28 protein-coding genes are annotated in these 22,639 nt (G+C 68.6%); 26 read left to right on the top strand and 2 right to left on the bottom strand.

All coding sequences use genetic code 11. The annotated features are described in order from the left end of the window. The first annotated feature begins 279 nt into the window (after positions 1-279). From BMX36_RS17540 to BMX36_RS17425, 24 genes are all read left to right on the top strand, one after another. A complete protein-coding gene (locus BMX36_RS17540; protein ID WP_093067712.1) occupies positions 280-510 on the top strand; it encodes a hypothetical protein in 231 nt (76 codons plus the stop codon). A gap of 2 nt (positions 511-512) precedes the next feature. Then, positions 513-1,382 (top strand): DUF7146 domain-containing protein, encoded by an 870-nt coding sequence (locus tag BMX36_RS17535; protein WP_093067710.1) that lies wholly within the window; start codon positions 513-515, stop codon positions 1,380-1,382. A gap of 37 nt (positions 1,383-1,419) precedes the next feature. Then, positions 1,420-5,655 carry a strawberry notch family protein gene (locus BMX36_RS17530; RefSeq protein WP_093067707.1) on the top strand — a complete coding sequence of 1,412 codons (4,236 nt, stop codon included), beginning with the start codon at positions 1,420-1,422 and terminating at the stop codon, positions 5,653-5,655. Between the two features lie 71 nt (positions 5,656-5,726). Beyond that, a complete protein-coding gene (locus tag BMX36_RS17525; RefSeq protein WP_093067704.1) occupies positions 5,727-5,978 on the top strand; it encodes a type II toxin-antitoxin system Phd/YefM family antitoxin in 252 nt (83 codons plus the stop codon). Next, positions 5,978-6,406, top strand: coding sequence for a type II toxin-antitoxin system VapC family toxin (locus BMX36_RS17520; RefSeq protein ID WP_093067701.1), 429 nt, complete (start codon positions 5,978-5,980; stop codon positions 6,404-6,406). Before BMX36_RS17525 ends, BMX36_RS17520 begins: the two co-directional genes overlap by 1 nt. A 63-nt stretch (positions 6,407-6,469) precedes the next feature. Beyond that, a complete protein-coding gene (locus BMX36_RS17515; protein WP_093067697.1) occupies positions 6,470-8,656 on the top strand; it encodes a ParB/RepB/Spo0J family partition protein in 2,187 nt (728 codons plus the stop codon). 130 nt (positions 8,657-8,786) lie between these two features. Continuing rightward, positions 8,787-9,725, top strand: a complete 939-nt coding sequence (locus BMX36_RS17510) for an ArdC family protein (protein WP_093067695.1) — start codon at positions 8,787-8,789, stop codon at positions 9,723-9,725. Between the two features lie 40 nt (positions 9,726-9,765). Continuing rightward, the gene (locus BMX36_RS17505; RefSeq protein WP_093067692.1) at positions 9,766-10,377 is read left to right on the top strand and encodes a DUF6927 domain-containing protein; all 612 of its coding nucleotides are present in this window, start codon (positions 9,766-9,768) and stop codon (positions 10,375-10,377) included. A gap of 44 nt (positions 10,378-10,421) precedes the next feature. Beyond that, the gene (locus tag BMX36_RS17500; RefSeq protein ID WP_093067689.1) at positions 10,422-10,616 is read left to right on the top strand and encodes a hypothetical protein; all 195 of its coding nucleotides are present in this window, start codon (positions 10,422-10,424) and stop codon (positions 10,614-10,616) included. Next, positions 10,607-11,173, top strand: a complete 567-nt coding sequence (locus BMX36_RS17495) for a thermonuclease family protein (RefSeq protein ID WP_093067687.1) — start codon at positions 10,607-10,609, stop codon at positions 11,171-11,173. The genes BMX36_RS17500 and BMX36_RS17495 overlap by 10 nt, the downstream gene beginning before the upstream one ends. Before the next feature lie 49 nt (positions 11,174-11,222). Next, a complete protein-coding gene (locus BMX36_RS17490; RefSeq protein WP_093067684.1) occupies positions 11,223-11,870 on the top strand; it encodes a DUF7007 domain-containing protein in 648 nt (215 codons plus the stop codon). 64 nt (positions 11,871-11,934) lie between these two features. Beyond that, positions 11,935-12,417 (top strand): hypothetical protein, encoded by a 483-nt coding sequence (locus BMX36_RS17485; RefSeq protein ID WP_093067681.1) that lies wholly within the window; start codon positions 11,935-11,937, stop codon positions 12,415-12,417. Between the two features lie 59 nt (positions 12,418-12,476). Further along, complete coding sequence (locus BMX36_RS17480) at positions 12,477-12,776, top strand: CCDC90 family protein (protein ID WP_093067678.1); 300 nt, start codon at positions 12,477-12,479, stop codon at positions 12,774-12,776. Between the two features lie 82 nt (positions 12,777-12,858). Further along, positions 12,859-13,500, top strand: a complete 642-nt coding sequence (locus BMX36_RS17475) for a hypothetical protein (protein WP_093067675.1) — start codon at positions 12,859-12,861, stop codon at positions 13,498-13,500. A 13-nt stretch (positions 13,501-13,513) separates the two neighbouring features. Next, positions 13,514-13,810: a hypothetical protein gene (locus tag BMX36_RS17470; protein WP_093067672.1), complete on the top strand. Its 297-nt coding sequence runs from the start codon at positions 13,514-13,516 to the stop codon at positions 13,808-13,810. A 15-nt stretch (positions 13,811-13,825) separates the two neighbouring features. Continuing rightward, entirely contained in the window at positions 13,826-14,137 is a 312-nt protein-coding gene (locus tag BMX36_RS17465) for a hypothetical protein (RefSeq protein ID WP_093067669.1), read from the top strand. Between the two features lie 69 nt (positions 14,138-14,206). Beyond that, entirely contained in the window at positions 14,207-14,710 is a 504-nt protein-coding gene (locus BMX36_RS17460) for a hypothetical protein (protein ID WP_093067666.1), read from the top strand. 51 nt (positions 14,711-14,761) lie between these two features. Then, complete coding sequence (locus BMX36_RS17455; protein WP_093067663.1) at positions 14,762-15,460, top strand: hypothetical protein; 699 nt, start codon at positions 14,762-14,764, stop codon at positions 15,458-15,460. Positions 15,461-15,466: 6 nt separating this feature from the next. After that, positions 15,467-16,759 carry a hypothetical protein gene (locus BMX36_RS17450; RefSeq protein ID WP_093067660.1) on the top strand — a complete coding sequence of 431 codons (1,293 nt, stop codon included), beginning with the start codon at positions 15,467-15,469 and terminating at the stop codon, positions 16,757-16,759. 71 nt (positions 16,760-16,830) lie between these two features. Then, positions 16,831-17,370, top strand: coding sequence for a hypothetical protein (locus BMX36_RS17445; RefSeq protein WP_093067657.1), 540 nt, complete (start codon positions 16,831-16,833; stop codon positions 17,368-17,370). An 89-nt stretch (positions 17,371-17,459) separates the two neighbouring features. Further along, positions 17,460-17,744 carry a hypothetical protein gene (locus BMX36_RS17440; RefSeq protein ID WP_093067655.1) on the top strand — a complete coding sequence of 95 codons (285 nt, stop codon included), beginning with the start codon at positions 17,460-17,462 and terminating at the stop codon, positions 17,742-17,744. Positions 17,745-17,791: 47 nt separating this feature from the next. Further along, a complete protein-coding gene (locus BMX36_RS17435) occupies positions 17,792-18,310 on the top strand; it encodes a hypothetical protein (protein WP_093067652.1) in 519 nt (172 codons plus the stop codon). A 21-nt stretch (positions 18,311-18,331) separates the two neighbouring features. Beyond that, on the top strand, positions 18,332-19,558 hold the full coding sequence (locus tag BMX36_RS17430; protein WP_093067649.1) for a helicase HerA domain-containing protein: 1,227 nt from the start codon (positions 18,332-18,334) through the stop codon (positions 19,556-19,558). After that, the gene (locus tag BMX36_RS17425; protein WP_093067646.1) at positions 19,555-20,793 is read left to right on the top strand and encodes a hypothetical protein; all 1,239 of its coding nucleotides are present in this window, start codon (positions 19,555-19,557) and stop codon (positions 20,791-20,793) included. The genes BMX36_RS17430 and BMX36_RS17425 overlap by 4 nt, the downstream gene beginning before the upstream one ends. Positions 20,794-20,806: 13 nt before the next feature. On the opposite strand, the gene BMX36_RS17420 is transcribed toward BMX36_RS17425, so the two are convergent. Beyond that, complete coding sequence (locus BMX36_RS17420; protein WP_093067643.1) at positions 20,807-21,229, bottom strand: GNAT family N-acetyltransferase; 423 nt, start codon at positions 21,227-21,229, stop codon at positions 20,807-20,809. A gap of 106 nt (positions 21,230-21,335) precedes the next feature. On the opposite strand from BMX36_RS17420, the gene BMX36_RS17415 reads away from it, so the two are divergent. Both BMX36_RS17415 and BMX36_RS17410 read left to right on the top strand, forming a co-directional pair. Continuing rightward, the gene (locus BMX36_RS17415) at positions 21,336-21,743 is read left to right on the top strand and encodes a response regulator (RefSeq protein ID WP_093067641.1); all 408 of its coding nucleotides are present in this window, start codon (positions 21,336-21,338) and stop codon (positions 21,741-21,743) included. Positions 21,744-21,936: 193 nt separating this feature from the next. Further along, entirely contained in the window at positions 21,937-22,131 is a 195-nt protein-coding gene (locus tag BMX36_RS17410; protein ID WP_093067828.1) for a hypothetical protein, read from the top strand. Here BMX36_RS17410 and BMX36_RS17405 read toward each other — a convergent pair. Then, complete coding sequence (locus BMX36_RS17405; protein ID WP_093067638.1) at positions 22,096-22,590, bottom strand: hypothetical protein; 495 nt, start codon at positions 22,588-22,590, stop codon at positions 22,096-22,098. The genes BMX36_RS17410 and BMX36_RS17405 overlap by 36 nt on opposite strands. Between the last annotated feature and the right edge of the window lie 49 nt (positions 22,591-22,639).

The following is a 22,639-nucleotide window of genomic DNA, read 5'->3' as shown; positions in this document are numbered from 1 at the left end:
GTCCGAATAATGCACAGGGGCCAGATAGATCGCGATCCAGTTGGCGATCTCGACGGGAGTGAGATGGGCCATGGGCAGCAGCACTCCTCACACAACAACGGCTTGAGAACCGGCCAATCCGACCAGCGGTTCCAACAACCTACATCATGGAAAAACATGAGTATCCCGTAAATGCCCGGAGGTTCTGGAGCGAAGGGGGCGGGGGAAGGCAGTCGCAGGAATGATCCCGCGGCAAGGCCGCCAGTGACGACGGTCGCAGCCTTCGATCGGATACCAGCCATGTACGCTTTGTATTTCCGCGACCTGAGTAGTCGCGAAAGCGTGACCATCCACAAATCGGAAAGACTTGCCATGGACGAACTTGCCGCACGCGTGCGGCTCGGATGGCTCGACACTCTCGGGCCTCGTTCACTCGACCCGGATGTGATGATTTCCCGCTACTTCGAGACAGAGCCCGCATACTATTCGATCGTGAAGATCAGCATTCGCAAACGAAACCAGGACATCTGACCATGAGCATCACCGCGCATCGACCGGAACAGCGTCTGGTCGATCTGGTCGGGGCGCTCGGCGGCACATGGCATGGCAACATCGCCATGTGCCGCTGCCCGGCGCATGCCGACACCACGCCCAGCCTGTCGCTGCGGCAGGGTGACAAGGGCATCCTCGTGACCTGCTTCGCCGGATGCAGCGCGCCCGATGTGCTGCGCGAACTCGACCGCGTGGTCCTGACCCGCCGCTACCGCGCGCCTGAACCCGCGCGCGGGCCAGCGACGCGTACCGGTAACGTCACACGGCTCTGGAACGAGGCCCGCCCGGTCACCGGCACGCTCGCCGAACGCTATCTGGCCGGCCGCTTCCTTCTGCCGGTCGCGGGCGACCTTCGCTTCCACCCGCGCTGTCCGTTCGGTCGCAAGCCGCTGACGGTCTTCAACCCTGCGCTGCTGGTCGCGGTTCGGGAGGGTACGACACTGGTCGGGGTGCAGCGCATCGCGCTCGATCCGGCTACCGCCGCCTACACCCACAAGGCCACGCTGGGGCAGCTCGGCTCGGGCGCATGGCAAGGTGGCGGGCATGGCTCCCGCATCGCGCTTGCCGAGGGTTTCGAGAGCGCGCGTGCCTATTCGATCCTGCACGGGGACATGCCATGCTGGACGTCGCTCGGCAGCCGGAGGCTCGACCTGGTCGACGTGCCCGACAGCGTGACCGACCTGACCCTGGCGGGCGACAATGACGCGCCCGGACGGCTCGCGGTTCGCAAGGCGATCCGGCGCTACGTGTCGGCGACCAGGATCGTGCGCGTCGCGTATCCGCCCCCAGGTTTCAAGGATTGGGCCGAGGTTCTGGAAGCCCGGGAGAAGGAGAGAGCGGGGGAGGGGTGAGCTGCCGGGAGGGCAGCGCCCCTGACGGAGTAACCCGATGACCGACCTCCTCGATCTTGCCACGCGGCCTGCCGTCGTCCCCGCGCACGTCGCCGCGCATGCGTTGCTGCCGCTCGTTGCCGGCGACGCGCCGGTCACGCGTCGCCACCTCAACGCCGCGATGACCGCCGCTTACGGCGGGAGCGATGCCGACGGCCACTGGACCCAGCGCGACAGCTTCGAGGTTCTCGAACATGGCGTAGCACTCCATCTCGCGTCCGCGGCGTGGTCGATGACGGGTCTTGCCGACGTCGCCCGCGCCTCGGCGCTGATGGAGCGCCTGCCGACCCAGACCGTGCGCAGCGAGGAGCAGATCGACCTCCAGCAATTCTCGACCCCCGCCGACATTGCGGCGATCGCGGTCCTGCTGGCGGCAATCGGGCCGGAGGACATCGTGCTCGAACCCAGCGCCGGCAACGGCATGCTCGCCGCCCAGCTTCCGCCCCATGCGGCGCTGCAGCTCAACGAGATCGATCCGCAACGCCGCGCCCGGCTCGCCGACATCTTTCCCGCCGCCACCATCACCGGCCATGACGGCGCGGCGCTGGTCAGCCGCCATGCCGACCTGCCCCAGCCCTCGGTCATCGTCATGAACCCGCCTTTCTCGCGCAGTGTCGGGCGCGGCGTCGACGACTTGGCGGCGGTGCGGCATCTCCAGGCGGCGCTGCGCCGGGTCCGCAAGGGCGGGCGCGTGGTCACCGTCATGCCCGACTGGTTCGCGCCCTCGGCACGGATGAGGAAGGCGTTCGACACCGTCCTGTCGGGCGTTACCGTGCGTACCTCGCTCCGGCTCGAACATTGCTACCGAAAGCACGGCACAGATATCGCGGTGCGGCTCTACGTCATCGACAAGGCTCTGGGCGACCTGCCCCCGTCCACGATCCAGCGCGCCTCGGTCGCCGAACTGATGCCCGCGCTCGCCATCCCCGAACGCCTGGCCCTTGCCGACCCGGCGCGCGCCGTTCCGCGTGCGACGGTGCCGGGCATATCGATGTTCGGTACGGCGCGCGTCACCCGTTCGGCCCCGCCGCGGCCGGTCCATGCGCCGGCGCGCAACGACGTGCTGCCGGTCGGCTATACCCCGCTCGACGCCCCCGCACCGCTCGGCGACCAGGCCGGGGTCTATCTGCCCTATCGCCCGAGTCGAATCGCTTTCGACGCGGCGGGTGAGCACCCGACCGCGCTGGTGGAATCGGTCGCGATGGGTTCGATCCCGATGCCGGTGCCCGCTTATATCCCGCATCTGCCCGAGCGCACGGTGAGCGAACGGCTGCTCTCCGCTTCGCAACTCGAAACCGTCGTCTATGCCGGCCATGCCTGGACCCGGATGCTGCCCGGGCGTTTCCGGCCCGACACGCAGGGCGTTGGCCTCGTGATCGATCCCGAGGAGGGCCGCCAGTACCGGCAAGGCTTCTTCCTCGGCGACGGCACGGGGGCGGGCAAGGGTCGCCAGGTCGCCGCCTGCGTGCTCGACCAGTGGCTGGCCGGACGGCGCCGCCATATCTGGGTCAGCAAGAACGAGCCGCTGCTCGAGGACGCGCGGCGCGACTGGACCGCGCTCGGCGGACTGTCCGGCGACGTCCAGCCCCTGTCCAACTGGAAGATCGACCAGCCCATCGCCATGGCCGAGGGCGTCCTGTTCGTAAGCTATCCGACGCTGCGCTCCGCCCGCGGCGACAGCACCCGGCTCCAGCAGATCCTCGACTGGGCCGGCCCCGACTTCGACGGCGTGATCGCCTTCGACGAGGCGCACGAGATGGGCGGGGTCGCGGGCGGCGAAGGCGCGCTCGGCAAGACCGAAGGCTCGCAGCAGGGCATCTGCGGCGTCCTCCTCCAGAACCATCTGCCGCTCGCCCGCGTCCTCTACGCCTCGGCCACCGGTGCCTCGGACGTCAACAACCTCGCCTATGCGGTGCGCCTGGGCCTGTGGGGACCCGAGACCAGCTTCGCCGATCGTACCCAGTTCATCAGCCAGATTCGCCAGGGCGGCATCGCCGCGATGGAACTGGTCGCGCGCGACCTGAAGGCGCTCGGCCTCTATATCGCGCGGGCATTGAGTTTCGCGGGCGTCGAGTATGACGTGCTGCGCCACACGCTCAGTCCGGCCCAGATCGAGGTCTACGACCAATATTGCGAAGGCTGGCAGGTCATCCACCAGAACATGGAAGCAGCACTCGCGCTCACCGGCGTCGTCGACGATCTGGACGGCGCGACGCTGAATAGCGGGGCCAAGGCATCGGCGCGCAGCCGGATCGAATCGACCAAGCAGCGCTTCTTCGGCCAGGTGCTGCTCGCGATGAAGCTGCCGACGGTCATCGCCGCGATCGAGGAGCATCTGAAAGCCGGCCAGTCGGTCGTGCTGCAACTGGTTACCACCGCCGAGGCGATCCTCGAGCGCCGGCTGTCCACGCTCTCGCCCGACGAGCGCGCCGATCTCGATATCTCGCTCAGCCCGGTCGAATATGTCGTGGATTATCTCAGCCGAGCCTTCCCGACGCAGCAGCAGGAGAATTATAGCGACGACAGCGGCAACGTCCGCGCGCGGCCGATGCGCGACGACCACGGCAACCCGGTCCATAACCCGGAGGCGCAAGCCGCGCGCGATGCGCTGATCGAGCGGCTGTGCTCGCTGCCCCCGATCGAATCCGGGCTCGACGCGGTGATCCGCCACTTCGGCACCGATGCCGTTGCCGAGGTGACCGGACGCACCCGCCGTCTCGTGACCACCATCGACGGCCGCCAGAAGGTCGAGACGCGGACCGCGCGCTCGGGTCAGGCCGACAGCGCCGCCTTCATGAACGGTGCCAAGCGCATCCTCATATTCTCCGATGCGGGCGGCACCGGGCGATCCTATCACGCGAGCCTCGACGCGGTGAACCGGGAACAGCGCGTCCACTTCCTGCTGGAGCCGGGCTGGCGCGCCGATCGCGCGATCCAGGGGCTGGGGCGCACGCACCGCACCCATCAGGCGTCCTCGCCGCTGTTCCGCCCGGTCACCACCGACTGCAAGGGCGAGCTGCGCTTCACCTCGACCATCGCGCGCCGGCTCGACAGCCTCGGCGCGCTCACCCGCGGCCAGCGCCAGACCGGCGGACAGAACCTGTTCGACCCGGCCGACAATCTCGAAAGCGACTATGCGAAGGATGCCTTGGTCACCTGGTTCCACCTCCTGAACCGGGGCAAGCTCACCAGCATCTCGTGCGATGACTTCACGACGCGTACGGGCCTCGAACTCCATGACCAGGACGGGGTGCTGAAGGACGAACTGCCGCCGATCCAGCGATGGCTCAACCGCCTGCTGGCGCTGCCGATCGCATTGCAGAACGTGATCTTCGACGAGTTTCTGACGCTGGTCGAAACCCGCGTCGCGGCCGCGCGCGAAGCAGGCACGCTCGATGTCGGCGTCGAGACGATCCAGTGCGAGCGCGCGACGCTCGTCGAGGATATCGTGCTGCGCACCGATCCGGTCAGCGGCGCGACCTCGCACCTGCTCACCATCGAGACCGAGCGCCGCAAGACGCCGATCACGCTGGACCGCGTTCTCGACTTCGCCCGTTGGGACGACAGCGCGCGCTTCGTGCGCAACGCCAAATCGGGCCGCGTCGCACTGATGAGCAAGGCGCGCGCCTGGATGGACGACGACGGGCTGCCGATCGCGCGGCTCGAACTGCAACGGCCCTGCCGGCGCGAGTATCTGCACGAGGCGGACCTCGGTGAGACCGCCTGGGAGGAGATCGGCCGCGACACCTTCACCACGCTCTGGGAAGCCGAGGTCGCCGAGGCGCTGGTGACGCCCGAGATCGAGACGGTCCGTCTCGCTACGGGCTTGCTGCTGCCGATCTGGTCGGCGCTTCCTTCCGACCATATGGCGGTCAACCGCATCGTCGATGAGCAGGGCAACAGCTGGCTCGGCCGGCTCGTGTTCGAACAGCATATCGTCCAGCTTTACGGCAAGCTGGGGCTGGCGAGCCCCGAAGAACTGCCGGTCGATGCCATCGCACGCTCGGTCCTGTCGGGGCGCAGCGTCGAGGTGACGCGGCCGTTCGCGATGACGCTCCGGCGCTCGCTGGTGAACGGCAAACCCCGCGTCGAGATCGTCGATGCGCCTTCCGCGCAGCTGCCGTGGCTGAAGTCGCTCGGCTGCTTCACCGAGATCATCTCCTACAAGACCCGCGTCTTCGTCCCCGCCAACGACGCCGAAGCCGTGCTGGCGAAGATCCTCAAGGCGGCGTGAGATGGACGGCAGGACTTCGCAACCGGACAGCGGCAGCCTATGTAGATACGTAACGACATAAGGAGGCCGACATGGCGACCACATTCTCGAGCCGCGACTTCAACCGCGAGCCGGGCCGGATCAAGCGGGCTGCGATCGACGGGCCTGTCATCATCACCGAACGCGGTGAACCGACGCTGGCGGTCATGAACTATTCCGAATATCGTCGGCTTACCGGGCAACCGAACGATATCCTGAGCGCACTTGCCCTGCCCGGCATCGGTGACATCGACCTCGATCTTTCCCGGCCCGCTTCGTTCCCGCGCGCGGCGGTGTTCGACTGATGTACCTCCTCGATACCAATGTCCTGTCGGAGATGCGCAAGTATGAGAGCGGCCGCATCGACCGTGCGGTCGCCGCATGGGTGCGCAGCGTGACGAAGGAGGACCTCTATCTGTCGGTGATGACAATCATGGAGATCGAGCTCGGCATCGCGAAGCTCGAACGACATGACGCTCCCCAGGCCGCACTGCTGCGCCGCTGGCTGCGCGAGCATGTCGAGCCGGTGTTCTCCGACGCCCTCCTGCCGCTCGACCTGTCCATCGCCCGCCGATGCGGACCGCTCCACGTCCCCGACCCGCGTCCCGAGCGCGATGCCTGGATCGCGGCGACGGCGCTCGAGCATGATCTGATCGTCGCCACCCGCAACGGCAAGGATTTCGCCGGCACCGGCGTGACGATCGTGAACCCATGGGACCATCCATTGTCCTGAAGGGGAGAGGGAAGGGGTCTGGTGTCCGTCGATTGGGCGGGCCACAGATAAGGACCCTCTCTCATGACCATTCAGAGCGTGAAGCTGGCGAAGCTGGTGCTGTCGCCGATTAACGTCCGCCAGGCGGGCGAGGATTTCATCGAGCAGCTGGCGGCGGATATCGCGGCGCGCGGGCTGATCCAGAACCTGATCGTGACGCCGGCGAAGAAGCCGCGCGGCACCTTCGCCGTGATCGCGGGCAGCCGGCGCTTCCGCGCGCTCGAACTGCTGGCACAGCGCGGCGAGGTGGATGCGGCTGTGTACGACGTGCCGGTGCTGGTGCTCTCGGGAACCGATGCGGCGCTGTCGGAAACGTCGCTCGCCGAGAACTTCCAGAAGCTGGCGATGAACCCGGCCGACGAATGCCGCGCGTTCCAGCATTTCCTCGGCACCGGCGGGGACATCGACGGCGTGGCGAAGCGCTTCGGCATCACGCGCCGGTTCGTGGAAGGCCGGCTGCGCCTTGCCGATCTCGCCGAGCCGATCTTCACCGCGCTGGCCGAGCGGCGCATCAGCCTCGACCTCGCCAAGGCCTATGCCTCGACCTCGAGCCAGGAACGCCAGCTGATGGTGTGGCAGGCCTACGGCCACTCCAGCTACCAGAGCGCTGACTCGATCCGGCGGATCATCGCCAACGAGACGATGAAGTCGAGCGAGCCGATCGCCAGGTACATCGGCGAGGACGCCTATGTCGCGGCGGGCGGCAAGGTCGAGAGCGACCTGTTCAGCGACGACGGCGACCGCTGGATCGATCCCGGCATCGCGCAGACGCTGGCGGCCGCAAAGCTCGAGGCCGAGGCGCAGCGGCTCGGCGAGGAACAGGGGCTGGCCTGGGTCCGCCCGGTCGCGGGCACCAGCACCTGGGAAGCCGCGCGCGACCTGCACCGCGTCCAGCTGCCGACGCTGCCGCTCACGCTCGAGGAAGCCGAGCGGCTCGACGTCATCGCTGACCGGCTCGAGGAGATCGAGGAGGGCATGCAGGGCATCGAGGGCGACGAGGACGAGGCCACCTATGCCGCGCTCGAGGAAGAGCATGAGACGCTGTCGGACGAGCGCCAAGCGCTCCATGAGCGTCCCCAGATCCTGCCCGACGAATTGAAACAGAAGGTCGGCACGTTCCTGCTGCTGAACCGCGACGGCACCACCGCGCTCGACACCACCTACTACAGCGAAACCCCGATCCGGGTCACCGCGGTCGAGGCAGACACGGACGAGGGTGACGACGCCGGGAGTGACGGCGACGATGGCGAGCGGCGTCCGGCCGCGACCTTCCACATCGAGGAAGGTCCGGCCAGCCCTGCCCGGGGCGGGGCATCCGCTCCGGTCGCGCCCGAGGCCGAGGCTCCGGGCGGCAAGGCGCTCAGCCAGGTGCTCTACGACCAGCTCGCGGTGCAGCGCCGCGACGTGCTCGCCGCCTCGATCCTCGCCAACCCGGCGCTGGCGCTCGACTATATGCTGTTCGCGATGATCGACGGGCGGGTGAACATGGGGTCGCACAGCGGCACCACGATCCGCGCTGGGAACCCGCAGGACCCGATGCTGGCGAAGAACGTGCCGGCCACCCGCGCGCGCGATTACCTCGCCGAGGCCTATGACGGGCTCGATGCGTCGTGGTGCGAAGGCCGGGACGCATCGAGCAGCGGGGCGGCGACGATCGCACGGTTCGAGGCGTTCCGCGCGCTTGGCGACGAGGCGAAGACCGCGTGGCTCGCCTGGATCGTGGCGGCGTCGTTCGAGGCCAAGGACGGCTATACGAGCCGGCAGAACGCGCTCCAGAACCGGCTCGCGACCATTCTCGAGATCGATGTGGCGACATGGTGGCGGCCGACGGCGGAGAACTTCTTCGACCGGGTGCCCAAGGGCGCGCTGCTGTCGCTGCTCGACGAGGTCGGCGGTCCGGCGCTGTCGGGACGTCATGCCAGCCAGAAAAAGGGCGAGATCGCTGCGAGCTGCGAGAAGCTGTTCGCCGGCGAGGCGATCGTGGAAGCCGAGGTGAAGGCCGCCGCGCTCGCCTGGGTGCCGGGCGCGATGCGCTTCCTCGACCAGGCCGACGATGCCGGCGACGACGGCGACGAAGACGGCCTCACCGACCTGATCGTCTCGGACGAGCCCGACATGGACGACGACGCCGGAGACGACATCGATATCGGTGACCTGATCGATGACGAGGACGCTGACGACGACGATCTCGATCTCGTCGCGGCCGAGTAGCGGATGAAGGCGGAACGCCGGCGACCGGGGCAGCCCGGCGCCGGCGTTGCCGTCCAGTCCGCGCCTTGGGGTGTCATTTCGCCCCGAGCCGGAACCTCCGTCCCGCCACATTCATGGGAGGATCGTCCCCATGTCCCCTTCGACGTCCCGTATGCCGACCGTCCGCGACATCGCGGGCGAGGTCACCGCCACCATCCTTGCGCGTCTCGAGGCCGGCACACTGCCATGGGCCAGAGGCTGGTCGCTGACCGGCGAGGGCGGGCGACCGCTGCGCCACGAGGGCACGCCTTATGCCGGCATCAACACGCTGTGGCTGTGGTCGATCGCCGACATGCGCGGCTATCGCAGCCGCTACTGGATGACCGCGCGACAGGCTAACGAACTCGGCGGGCGCGTCCGCCCGACAGCCATCCCTTCGATGTCGATCTACGCCTCGGCGTTCCGCAAGCCCGGGCAGCCCACGCTCACCGGTGAGAGCAGCGCCCGCTTCATTCGCTTCCTGCGTTCGTACCTGGTCTACAACGCAGACGAAATCGACGGCCTGCCGGCATATTACTACCCGCGCGACATACCCCCGACGCCGGCACTGCTGTCGCAGCGGCAGGATGCGATCGACGCCTTCTTCGCCGCGATCCCCGCCAGGGTACGCCATGGCGGCGACGAGGCATATTACTGCCCCGGCACCGACCGGATCCAGTTGCCTCGGCCCGGCAGCTTCGTCTCGGGCGATGCCTACGCATCCACGAGAGGTCATGAGACGGCGCACTGGTCCGGGTCCCCGGCACGGCTCGCGCGCACCTTCGGCAAGCGCTTCGGCGACCGCGCCTATGCGATGGAGGAGCTTACCGCCGAGCTTTGCGCCTCGATGATCTGCGCCGATCTCGGGCTGCCGACCTCGCTGCACGACAGCCATGCCAGCTACGTGTCGCACTGGATCGGCATCATGCGCGCCGACAGCTCGGCGATCTTCACCGCCGCGGCCAAGGCCGAGCAGGCGTTCGCTTATTTGCGCGGCTTCTCGGCACCCGCCGCGGGCGGAACATCGCCGCCCGTCGCGCTCGCGGCCTGACACTGCGCCCATTCACCCCGTTCATTTTAGGAGAGCCGTCATGGGATGGTTGTTCATGAGCCGCTACGCCATGGGCGGACACGAGACGCCCAAAGCCTATCTCGACGCCCAGTTCACGTACGAACGCGACCTGCCCGAAGGCGGCACCAGCGGCCTGCGCATCCTCGACAGCGCGATCGTCGGCCTCACCACTTATTATGCCGCCGCGCAGGTCACGCGTGACGGCACGGGCGGCGAGGTGTTCGCCATCGTTTGTCTCGTGCGCTGGAACGCGCGCAGCAAGGACGGAGAACATTTCGGGTACAAGGATATGGAGGAATCGATGGGGCCGTGCGAGGACGATTGTCCCGAGCGGATCCTGCGCCTGCTGACCTCCAGCGACAGCGAATCCGCGCTCCAGTGGCGCCGGCGCTGCCTCGCCAACCTGCGCCTGCGTGCACGCAAGCTGAGCGAGGGCATGCGCATCCGCCTCGCGGTGCCGCTCCACTTCACCAACGGGCACGAGGGCACCGACTTCACCGTGGTGAAGCACAGGCGCGGGATCGCCTTCCGGCCCGTCGACGGCTTCGGCCTCTACCATATCCGGGGCGTCCGGACGCTCGCATGGGAGGTGCTGCCGCAGACCCGTGTCCACAAGACGCTGTTCGCGTGAGCGCCGCATCATGCCACACCAACCGGATCGTCACGAGGATCGTCATGCCCGAGCCCCTGTCCCCCTTTCGTCGCCGCCTGTGCAGCCGTTCCAACGCGGTCCGCGTCGCGGCGCGCCTGACCGCGGCCGGCGAGCACGTTGCCGTCGTCGCCACGCCCGAGCCGCTGCAACCCTGGCGCGTGGTCGACGTCGCCGAGGCCGCAAGCCCGTGCCTGCCAAAGCTCGACCGATGCGCCTGACCGCCCTTGCCGCGCTGGTTCTGGCCGGTGCCTGCTCGGCCGCTACGCCGGCCGACACCGGTCCGGGGGAGACCCGCGCCATCACCGCGCGCGGCCGCGCACTCGACGGCGACACCGTGTCGATCGACATCCGCCTGTCGGGCGCCGACGCCTTCGAGAGTCGCCAGCTGTGTCGTGGCAATGCGGGTTGCTGGCAATGCGGCAAGGCGGCACAGGACATTGCCGCCCGCGCGCTCAAGTCCGGCGATGCCGTGATCCGGCTGACCGGAACGACCAGCTACGGTCGCCCGGTCGGCACGGTCACGATCGGGGGCCGCGATCTCGGCGAGACCATGATCGCGGCGGGGCTCGCGGTGCCGGTGACCGGCTATCTCAGAAACGACCCCGACCGCGCCTCCCGCTATGTCGCCGCTTACGATCGCGCGGTCGCGACGCGGGCCGGCGCGCATGCCGGCTATTTTATCGACCCCGCGCGCTGGCGTCGCGGCGAGCGGCTGTCGTGCGAAACCAAGGGTTCCCCACGACCACCGCGATCCTCGCGACCACCGGGGACATAGGAGCGGAGGGGGAGGGGGCCGGATGTGTCCGTATCCAAAGGAGCACCCCATGACCAGGACCTTCGCCTCTTCCCCGCGCCCCGAACATAGCCCGTGGGGACCGCTCCAGACCGCCACGCAGCGCCTCCCCGGCATCTGGCATGTCACCACCGCCAGCCATGGCGGCTTCCTGCTGTCCGACGAGCGCCAGGCCGCGGTGCCGGGCGTCCTGCGCCGCGACGACGGCGCTTACGAGGAAGACGTCGACTGGACCCGCGTCATGATCGCCTTCGAGCGCGAGTGGCGCGCGTCGCGCGATCCGCTGCTCGACCTCGAACTTCCCCTCGCGCACGACATCGCGCGCAACTGGCTGCCCGAAGCCTACGGCACCTTCACCGGCAAGGCGGTGCCCGCGCGCGACAGCCATGTCCTGCGACGCCGCGCCGCCTACGAGGCGGCGATCGGGGACTATGTCTCGACCTCCGCCTATGGCGATTGGGCCGACTGGGTGCCGGCGGGCAAGGTCGGCCTGGTGTTCCGCAAGGTCGCCGGCGTCGATGCGATGGGGTTCGCCGACTATACCGCGGATCAGATGTACGGCCTGGTCGACAAGGACCGCTACGCGACCCGTGCCGAGGTCGAGACCTTCGAGAGCCTCGGTGCCGTGCGCGTCGAGAGCATGGCCCCGATCACCAAACAGGTCGCGGCACTCGCCTGAGCGCTGCCCCTGACGCGGGTGCGGCCAAGCCTTCCACGTCCCTTCCATCCAGAGGACCGACACGATGAGCGTCTACCTCTACCTCTTTCACGGCCGCGACCGGTTCGACCAGGACATGGATGCCTGGGGCCGCGAGTGTCCGGCGATCGGGCCGCTCTCCTACGTCCACACCACCTATGGCGGCGACGTGAAACTGCGCGGCGCGCGCGAGGTCATGGAAAGGTTTTTCCCGAATACGGAAATCCATTTCCACGACGGCTACGGCGAGCACGCCATCCCGCTCGACGGCGACTGCCTGCCGCATGGCGGCACGCTCTACGGCGACTGGTCGGTGTGCGGTGCCGAGGCGCTGCGTCCGCACGGCACGGCGCATGTGACGCCGGTCTGCGATATCTGCGGCAGCGACGACCTCGTAAAGGATGCCGCGGCGGTCTGGGACCGCGAGGCGCAAGCGTGGTCGCTCGCTTCCACCTACGATTCCACCTCCTGCCAGTCGTGCCTGCGCGAGGGCGACGACGTGGAGCAATGGATCCCTGCCGCGGCCTGAGCCGGTGCCACTTTGCGCGTTCCCGGCCGTTCACCCATATGATAGAAAGATCGACGACGATGGCGACCATGTTCAACAGCATCCGCGCTTCCCGCGAACTCGAAACCGCCGGTGCGGCCAAGCCGCTCGCCGACGCGATCGCGACCATTCTCGGCGATACCATGGTGACCTCGCGCGAGGACCTGGTCACCAAGGACTATTTGAAAGCCGAAATCGCGACGGTGAATACCGAGATCGCGAAAGTCCGAACCGAGATCGCGTCCGCCAAGAACGACACGATCCGTTGGCTGATCGGCAGCCAGGTCGTGCTGATCGCGGCCCTTGGCGGCATGATGAGCCTCATGCGCGCCTTCGGCTGACGCCGAACAGCCGGGGCACTGGGAGAGGAGCGGGCGAGGGAGGGCGAGCGCGAAGGTTGCGCTCTGACCCGGAGACGCCCCCATGTTCGACGTCGCATTCCGCCATCAGCAGGCGCTCGACCCCAGCGCGCTGACCACCATCCCGACCACGATCCACGCGATCGAGAAGGCGATCGAGGATTGCCGGCACGCCGGGCTCGACGCGAACAGCGATCCCGCGATCGTGCTGCTCGCCCGTCACCTGGCCAGTATCTGCGCTACCCGCCCTGACGACACGGTGCTGCGCGGCACTTGCACCGACCGCATTGCGACGCTCCGTCGTTTTCCGCCGCTGGTCGCGCTCGCCGTGCGCGGCGTCGCCTATGACGCGGTCGCCAAGGAGCGTTTCCACATCGACGGGCGCAAGGCGCTGCGCCGGCTCGCCGCCGCGCTCGATATGCCCGACCAGAGCTACGACCTCCATTCGCTGCCCGGCGAGGTATCGATGGCGGGCGAGATCGTGCTGCACACCCGTGCGATCCATCTCGAACTGACGATCGGGCGGCTGCGCGAGGGACGCGAACTGCTCTACCGCCGCGCGGGCACGACCCGCGATCCCGCCGGACCGCGCAACCATTATGCCCCGATGCGCGAGGTGATCGCCCCCGACCGGCTCGCCGCCCGCATCCGCCGCGATCTGGATCTGGCCACGCTGCCCGCGCTGCCGGTACTGCTCAGCGCCTGACGGGAGAGCGGACATGCACATCGATCCCGCCATCATCGCCGCGCGGGCCGAGGTCGCCCGGCTGACGCGCTACATCGCCAGGCGCGAGGACTTCCTCGACGCGCTCGACTGGCACGCGTTGTCCGACGACACCGCGCGCCAGTCCGCGATGCTCGACGAATTGCTTGCCGGCGACCTCGCCGATGCGATCCTCCACCGCGACTGGCTCGAAGAGCGCGCCGGCGACGGCCATACGCAGGTGGTCGGCGTCCTGCGCTTTGAGCCGAGGCCGCGCCCGTGGCACGCTGAATGGAACACGCTTGCCGCCTGACCGGGAGAATGCCCCATGAGCTGCCACCAGTTTCCCGGCCTCGACGGCGCGTCCACCGTCGCCATCGGATGGGACAGGCCCTTGCAGACCTTCTTCGTCCATGTGCTCCGCCCGCATCCCCATCTCGCGGGCGAGGAGGAGACCGTCGCATGGCACGGCACCGCGATCGGTGAGCTTCGCAGCGCACGCGAGGCGGTGACGATCGCGTCGCGATGGGCCGACCTTCCGCACGACCTCGCCATCCACCTCGAGACCGACCGGCTGAAGACACTGGGACAGTCGGACGGCGAGGCGCAGATCGCCGCGAAGCGGCTGATGGGACACTGAGCGCCCGCGGAATCGGAAGGGGAGCGGGAGAGGGCGTGTCGATCCAGTCAGGATCGACGGAGAACCCAAATGCCCTACACCATCGACCTCGGCGCAGGCCCCCCCGAAGAGGATTGCGCCCAGCTCGGCCGCTCGCCCGACTTCGACACGCTGAACATCCTCGAGATCGAGGCCTGGCGCTGCGCCCTGATCGCCCGCCACGGTCCGCCCCCCGAAGGATGCCGCTTCAAGGTCATTCCCAACCCGCACGACTTCGGATGCTACCGCACGCTCGGCTTGCGGGTCATGTCCGAGGACGATGCGACGGTCGCCGACTATGCCGAAGCGGTCGAGGAAGGTCTCGCCACCTGGATCGAGGCGGGTTTCCGCGCGCCGGTCCGCTATGACGGCGCAGCGCCCGTCGTCGAGCACGCCGATCCCGCCGAAACCGTCATCGCCGCGCTGATGACTACCCGGCCCGCGGCCGACGGCACCTTTCCGATTCCCGGCTTCGCGGTCCTGCACACGAATCTTGTCGCCGCCTTCCCGGTCGAGGCCGCGACCGCCCGCGCGCGCATCGCCGCGCTCGCCTGACCCTGCCCCAGGCGGCTTTACCCCCGATTCATCCGGAACGGAGCAATTCCCATGGCCAACAGCTACACCAAGGCTGCCTTCCACCTGCTGGTCACCGCCGAAGAGGCCGCGATGCTGCGGCTCGCCGAACGCGCGGTCGACATTCTCGACACCAACGGCGCCGACGAGGACCTGGCGCTCGGCTATGACAGCCTCGGCACCGCCTTCCACGCCCTGTTCCCGCCCAGGGGGGCGAGCCGGTTCGAGAGCTTCCTCGACCTGTTCGACGACTGGAGCTTCCCCTATCTCGATTGCCGGATCGGTCTCGACGCGCCGGACGAGAACGGCAAGGTCATGGCGTTCTTCCACGGCGACCAGTTCGGCGTCGAGCCCGTCGCGAAGCTGATCCGCATCGCGTGTCCTTCCGCGCTCCCCTGCGGCTTCACCTGGTCGAGCGACTGCGACCGGCTGCGCGCCGGAGAATTCGGAGGCGGCGCGGTCGTCATCACCGCCGACGGCATCGACTGGCACTCGACCACCGGGATCCTCACCCGCGCGCTGCTGCGCGCTGAAGACCCCGGGGAAGGCCATGACGGCTATGTTCTCGCGGTGCGCAGCCCCGAAGACGACATCGCCTACTGGAACAACACCGACGGATTGGGCGCGCTATCGAGCGCCACGGTCTTTCGCGGCGACGAGGCCGCCGGGGTGAACCCGCTGCCGTTCGAGGATGCGGCGTGGCTGGCGCTGCCCGCGCCGCGCCACGGCTGACCGACGATGGCATCGCCCTTCGATCCGGCCTGCGCCGATCACTGGATCGCGCATGGTCGTGACCCCGCGCATGCCGCCGCCATCGCGCGCGCATGGCATGACTTCCCCGACCTCGCGCCCGACGCGCCGCTCGCCGAGCGTCAGGCGCGAGGCCGCGAGCGCATCGCCGCGATGCGCCCGATCAACGATGCCATCGCCGCCGAAGGCGCGGCGCGACAGGAAGCGACCAACTTCGCCTTCACCGATCGACAGGTCCGTGACGGTAAGGGCAGCGACCGCGACATCGCGGTCCTGCGCGGCCGCGACGATCATGGCTACAGCTGGGACCTCGCCAACCGCTACGCCGATGGCTGGTATGCCGCGCATGTCGGGTGGCCGCACCGTTACCCGGACGGCATCCCGTGTCGCGCCTCGCTGGAAGAAAAGCGTGGCGCCTATGATCTAGGCTTCACCGCGGGCGGGGGCGACCGCACCGACCTGTTCGATGCCGCCCGCCGCACGCTGGCTGCCGACATGCGCCGCGACAACCTGCCGCCCGCACCATCGGTCACGCTTGCCGGCAGGCCGCTGCCGGGGAGCTGGCCGAAGCCCGGCGACGCGCCGCGTCCGGCGCGCTGGTCGCGCCGGCTCGCGATCCTGTCGGCCGGCGACATCGGCGGTGATCCGGCATGGGACTTCCTCGGCCTGCTTCGCGCCCGCCCCGGTGCCAGGGCCGCGACGGTTATCGTGTTGACTCCCGCCGGGTTCGTCTCGGCAGATGACCCGGATCGGTCCGATGTGCCCGCCCGACACCTTGCCGATCCCGGCGAGGCCGCCCGCCAGCTCGGGCACCTCCTCGCTTATGCCGAGTTCGACGACATACTGGTCACGCTGCAGGGCCACGACCTCGACCTGCTCGACGCCATCGCGCCCGTCCTGCCGCTCGCCCGCACGATGGAGCGCACCCGCAACTCGCGGCTCCAGCAACGCACCCACCTGCGCACCTGGCTCGATCGCGGCCTCGCGGACGGCGTGACGATGGCGCAGGGCCATATCCGCTGGGGGAAGGTCATCGCCGCCTTCTACGGCAGCCTCGGCGAGTTCACCGCGCGCCATGTCGGACCCGCCCCCGGGCGCGGCCACATGGTCCGTGTCGAGACGCGATCCGGCCTTGCCACCGGCTATGCCGCTGCCGACGGCACGCCGCTGACGCCTGAGATCATCGTGTCGAGCAAGGCGAGGCTGCGGCCTGCCATGGCGACGGCGCTACGTACCTTCGCCGCGGCGACCCCGATCATGGCCGCGGCGCGCGCCGTCTGAGCCTGGCGGCCGCGGTTGCGGCCCGCCCCCACCACCAGCCCCACGATGCCCGTTACGAGGAGCGATACCCCATGCCCGACATCACCGACCTGCCCGTCATGACCCGCGCCGATGCCGTCTCGCTCGGCTTCGCCGGTTACAATGACGTGCCGCACCGCTGCGTGGACGTGCCCGATGGCGCGTTCACGATCACGGCGAAGACCAGTGAGGGACGCCGCGTCACCTTCTGTTTCATGGGCAAGAGCTACAACGGCCCGGCACGGTTCTGCGACATCCAGTTCCACGATCACGGCACCACGATCCCCAATGCCGATAACGGGGTATCACCCACCTTCAACGCCTTTGCGATCACGCGCGGCGGGCGGCACATCATCGACAGCCGCCGGCTCGCCGAGGACGAGAAACCCTCGATACTGGTCTTGCTCATGGACGAGGCCGAAGAAGAGCCCGCGCCGCTCGCGCCTGATCGCCTGCCGATGAAGGACCGCGACCTCGCCGACCTGCTGAACCGCGCAGCGGCCGTCATCACCGCTCCCGGCAGCGAGATCCGCTCGGACCGCGAGGACCTGATCGACACGCTGACCGCCGAGGCCGCTCGACGCCGTCGGTGAAGGGCCTCCCCTGCCGACCGGGAGCGGAGGGGGAGGGCAGGGGAGAGCGGACGGATTGGACCGTGCGCATCGAACCGAAAGCACGACCCATGCGCAGCATCCTCGCCTTCTACGAGATCGACCGCGAGTACGGAGGGCCTGAAGAGGGCGGGTGGTGGTACGACAGCGGCACGTTCGTGCGCGCGATCGCGCTCCACTTCGACGATGCGACCGCGCTTCGGACGCAGCGCCGCGCCAACCGGCTCCTCGAGCGCCTCCAGCGCAACCGGCCGGACGTGTCGTCGGTCCTCTACGCGGGTGGACGCTACCGTGCGTACACCTTCACCGGCCTGCCGCCCGAGCGCTTCCCGGCACGACGTCCCCGCTACGACTGACCCGCGCCGCGCCCCCGTTCCCACCCTCGAAAACGAAAGGATCGGTCATGCACCGCGTCCACTATTTCGACACCAGCGCCCATGCGTTCGACGCCTGCATCGAGGAGCGTTCCGGGCTCCGTGAGGGCGATGTCGTCGTCATCCTCGCCGAGGGCGTCGTCGGGCTCGCCTCGATTGATCCGATCGCGGTCACGCGCGAGACCGGTGCCCTGCGCCATCTGCCCGCGATGACGCGCCAGGTGCTGCTCGGCGAGATCGTCCATGACGCCACGCAGATCACCGACGCGGTCGAGACCGCACTGGTACACCGCCTGGCGGTCGAACCGCAGTATCTGTCGTTCGCCGGCAGGCGTCACCTCCTGCGCGCCGATGAGGCCGCCGTGGTGCTCAGGCTCGACGACATCCTCGCGGTCGCCGACGCCATCGACCATCGCCTGCGCGCCCTGGAAGCGCGCCTCGATGCCGTCACGCCGGACAGCTCGCAGGCGCTCTTCCTCGCGCGCGGCATCGAACAGCTCGCCGAGGCCCGCAACCGCCTCGCGGCCTATGCGCGCGATCCTCGCTGACCCGCCCGAAAGGAGGCGACGATGCTCGATACTCTCCAGACCCCTGTGACCGATCCGCCGATCGATACCCGCGATGCCACCCGTGTTCCGATCGGCCGCCACGCGACCGGCGCGCTCGAGCTCGACCTCGACCGGCTGCTGGCCGGACGCCTGCTGCTCCAGGGCGGCTCGGGTGCAGGCAAGAGCCGGACCATGCGCCGCATCGTCGAGGAGGCGTTCGACTATGTGCAGACGATCATCGTCGATCCCGAAGGCGAGTTCGACAATTTGGCCGGGCATATCGGCGCGACCACGCTGAAAGCGGCGGGGATCGCTGCCGATGGCCTTACCGCCGCGGCGCTGCGCGCCCGCCGGCATCGGCTAGCACTTCACCTCGACCTCACCGACCTCGATCCCGAACAGCGCATCGTCAAGGCGTCGGCCTTCTTCGCCGGCCTGATCGGCGCACCGCGCGAGGACTGGGACCATACCGTGCTGGTCGCCATCGACGAGGGACATCTGCTCGCCCCACATATCGCGGGCTCGGCACGCGATGCCGAGACCCGCCGCCTCGGCGTCGCGACGCTCACCGACCTGTGCTCGAGAGGCCGCAAGCGCGGGATCGCGCCGGTCATCGCCACCCAGCGGCTCGCCAAGCTGTCCGCCTCGGTCATCTCCGAACTCCAGAACGTCCTGATCGGGATCAACGTGTTCGACCGCGATATCGCGCGTGCGGCCGACATCCTCGGCTTCTCCGCGCGCGAGGCCGACCGGCTTCGCACCCTTGAACCGGGCGAGTTCTTCGCCTTCGGGCCAGCGCTCGCCGCGACCCCGGTGCTCGCGAAGATCGATCCGACGGTCACGACCCATCTGGGGCGGACGCCCGCGCTTCGCGCCGCGGCCGATATCGCCGGAGACGAGGTCCACCGGCTACTCGACCTCGATACCCTCGCCGAAGCACCCGCACCGCGCGACACGACGCTGACGCTGCGGGGCACCCGCGCGCTCGATGCCTTCCTCCTCGACGACGCGGCGCCCATCGCCGCCGCGATCTGCGGCGCGCTGCGCCGTATCGCGCCCAACGCCACCACGGCGAGCGAACTGGCCAGGCACCTTGCCGTCGACCGGCACGCCGTGGACGCCGCCCTCGACATCCTCGCGGCGCTTGCCGCCGTCGACACCATGCCGCGTGGAGAGGACCGGATGGCACGACTTCATGCGCGGCTTCGCGCGCGCGTAAGCGACGTTCCCGTGGTCGGCCTGTCATGACCGGCCACCCTGACGGCAACGACGCCCCCCTCCTTGTCGAACTGGTCGCCTGCCCGGGGCTCGTGCCCTCCGGCTCCGGCCCCCTTGCCGAAATGCGGTTCAGGGGCGAAGCCTGGACGCCGGCCGAGACCGAAACGCTGCGTTCCATGTTCGCCGCCGATGCCGCGCCCGACGACATAGCCGCCGCGCTCGGGCGTGGCCGGTACGGCGTGCGCGACCGCATCGCCCGCCTGGGGCTTCGCCGGCACAGCAGCCGGCCATGGGGCGAGATGGAGAGCGAGGAACTGATCCGTCGCTACGGGACGGATCCGACCGCCGTTATCGCCTCGGACTTCGCCCGGTCGTGCGCGGCGATCTACGCGCGCGCGGCAGTGCTCGGACTGACCGAGGGCAACCCGCCTGAATGGACGCCCTGGGAGGATGCTCAGCTCCGCGCGGGCTACGCCATGGGCGTACCCGGCGCGATGATCGCCGCCATTATCGGCCGCCCGCTCTTTGGCCTTCGGACCCGCGCGAGCACGCTGAACCTGCGTCACCCGAACCATCCGACCGGGTGGAGCGATGCCGAGATCGACCGCGCAGCGACCCTGATCGAGGAAGGGCATCGCTACGTTTCCATTCGCGCCATGATGGCGGACGAGGGCTTCCCCGTGCGCACGAGGCCCGGCTTCAACCAGATGGCGCGCGTGACCGGCATGAGCCGGGGTTGGGGGCGTGCCTGGACGCCCGAGGAGGACGAGCTTCTCGCCCGCGCCTATCGCGACGGCGCCAGTCTCACCCCGCTGCTGACCCGGCTAGGCCGCACCCGCTGCTCGATCCGCTGGCGCGCCGATCATCTGCGACTTCGCGGCACCCACGCACATCGCGACGGTTTTCGCGGCGGGCCGGTCTGGACCGAGGCCGACCTCGCCACACTACGCGAACATTACGGCAAGGTGCCGATGGACGATCTTGCCGCCTGTATGGGCCGCACCAAGGCGTCGCTGTTCACCCGCGCCAACCTCCTCGGGCTGGTCCATGGCTATCACCGTCCCTGGAGCGACGACGAGCATCGTGCGCTGGCGCTCGCCCATGCCAACGGCGTCGCACTCGCCGATCTCGTGGCGGCTCTCGGACGAGGCTACGCCGCCGTCCACAAATATGCCGCAAAGCAGGGCTTCCGGTTCGAACGCCGCCCGCGCCGCGATCCCGCACCCTCACTCACGGATATCCTGGCCCTCGGCGATCCGGAATGAACCCGCCCGGCCGTCATCCCGCAGGCCGCTCCCCGGTATCCAGGTCACGGTAGAAGAAGGCCTCGACATCGTGCCCGGCTCCCATGCCGGTAAGTTCTCCCGCCGGCGTCCAGCCCGTCGAGCGCAGCAATGCCAGCGCCGCGACATCGTCGCTCGGCGTCGAGATAAATACCCGGCCGGACAGTGCGACGCCGAGCGAGCCTACCAGCGCCCGCGCAATGCCTTGGCCACGCGCTTCGGGGCGTACTACCAGCTTGTTGATGTGATACCGCCCGAAGATCCCGCCGCTCGACCACGAGGTATAGGCGTCGATCCGGCCGTCACGCTCGAGCACCAGCATGCGGCGATCCATGATCTCGCCGATCCGCTCGCCGGGAAGGGCATCGAAACCCATCACTGCCGTGATGTCCACAGGCTCGGCCAGGCGAACGAGCATGATCCGCTCCGGATATTACCGGTCGCACGCCGCCCCTCCCCAAGCGATCGCGCAACATCTTTTCGCCGCCCACCCCTCAAATCGCTGATCCGGGAGTTACACGCCCATGACCCTTTCCACCGTGCCCTATGCGCTCGCCGTCGATGACGATCCCATGATCCTCATGGATGCCCGCGCCATCCTCGAGGACGCCGGCTATCGCTGCCACGAAGCCGATGACGGCGACGCCGCCATCGATCTTCTGTCCGCCAGGGCCGAACAGATCATGCTGCTGTTCTCGGACGTCGAGATGCCCGGCGGCATCGACGGCTTCGAGCTCGCCCGCGAAGTCTCCGCCAGATGGCCGTGGATCGATATCGTCATCGCCAGCGGCAACATCACCCCCGGACCCGGCGACATGCCCCAGAACGCCACCTTCATCTCCAAGCCGTTCAGCGCCGGACTAGTCCACGACCACCTCCGCCGCACCCTGCCCGACGGCAAGAAACCCGAACCGCTGAAGGAGAAGTCCTGACCGGCTGCGCGCGATCGGCCCGATACGAAACGGGGCGACACCCTTGCAGAGATGCCGCCCCGTTCCCTGAAGGATCCTTCCGTCTCCGGTGGATCAACCACCCGAACGCATTCGCGTCCGATCCGGTCCCGGTCGCCTCTACCCGATCTTTCCCTGACTTTCCATGAACGACCCCGCACCCGAGGATCATGCCATGTCTGTCACCACCCTCTCGCCGCGTCGCAGCCGCCTCGCCTCGTTCGAGAACGCCTATGCCGTCGCCGTCCAGCTGCGCGAAACCACCGGCACCGATCAATATGTCATCGGCACCGGCGATCCCGTCCAACCCTTCCGCGTCAGCCGGCGCAAGCCCTCACTGCCAGGGAGCGTTTACGCGATGGTCGCGTGAGGTCCGGTCGGTGCAGCCCATGATGTCGGCCGCGTTCGGACCCTCCAAGGCATCCTCGTTGGCCCAGTATGTCTGCGGCACCCCTGCCTCGCGCAGCAGGATCGACGCCCGCCCGCGCGCATAAAGCAGCCCCTTGAGCCATGTCAGATCGTCGATCGCCATGTCGATCGGCGTATCGCTCAGCAGATACCACAGCCGCATCTGGAACGGGTTCGCATCGCCGATGATCGCACCCAGCGCCTCCTTGCCCTCGCCGTGGCCGACGCCGTTCGCGATGTCCGACGCCAGTGCCTCAAACGCCTCGAGCAGCTCGCCCGTCGACAGCCACGCCAGATCGAGTTCCACCCCGATCGCGCATCCGGCCAGCACCCGCCGCTGGGGCGCGAGTTCCGTGTTGTCCAGCTGGTCCGTCAGCGCCAGCTCGAAGTCATGCTTCTTGATCGTGTCGGTCCAGTGCATAGTTCCCACTCCCGTTGGTGTGAAACCGGCTTATAGAACACCACGCGAA

Origin of the sequence: Sphingomonas sp. OV641 (genome assembly GCF_900109205.1) — a bacterium.
GTDB lineage: Bacteria > Pseudomonadota > Alphaproteobacteria > Sphingomonadales > Sphingomonadaceae > Sphingomonas.
This window is presented reverse-complemented; position numbering and strand designations above follow the sequence as displayed.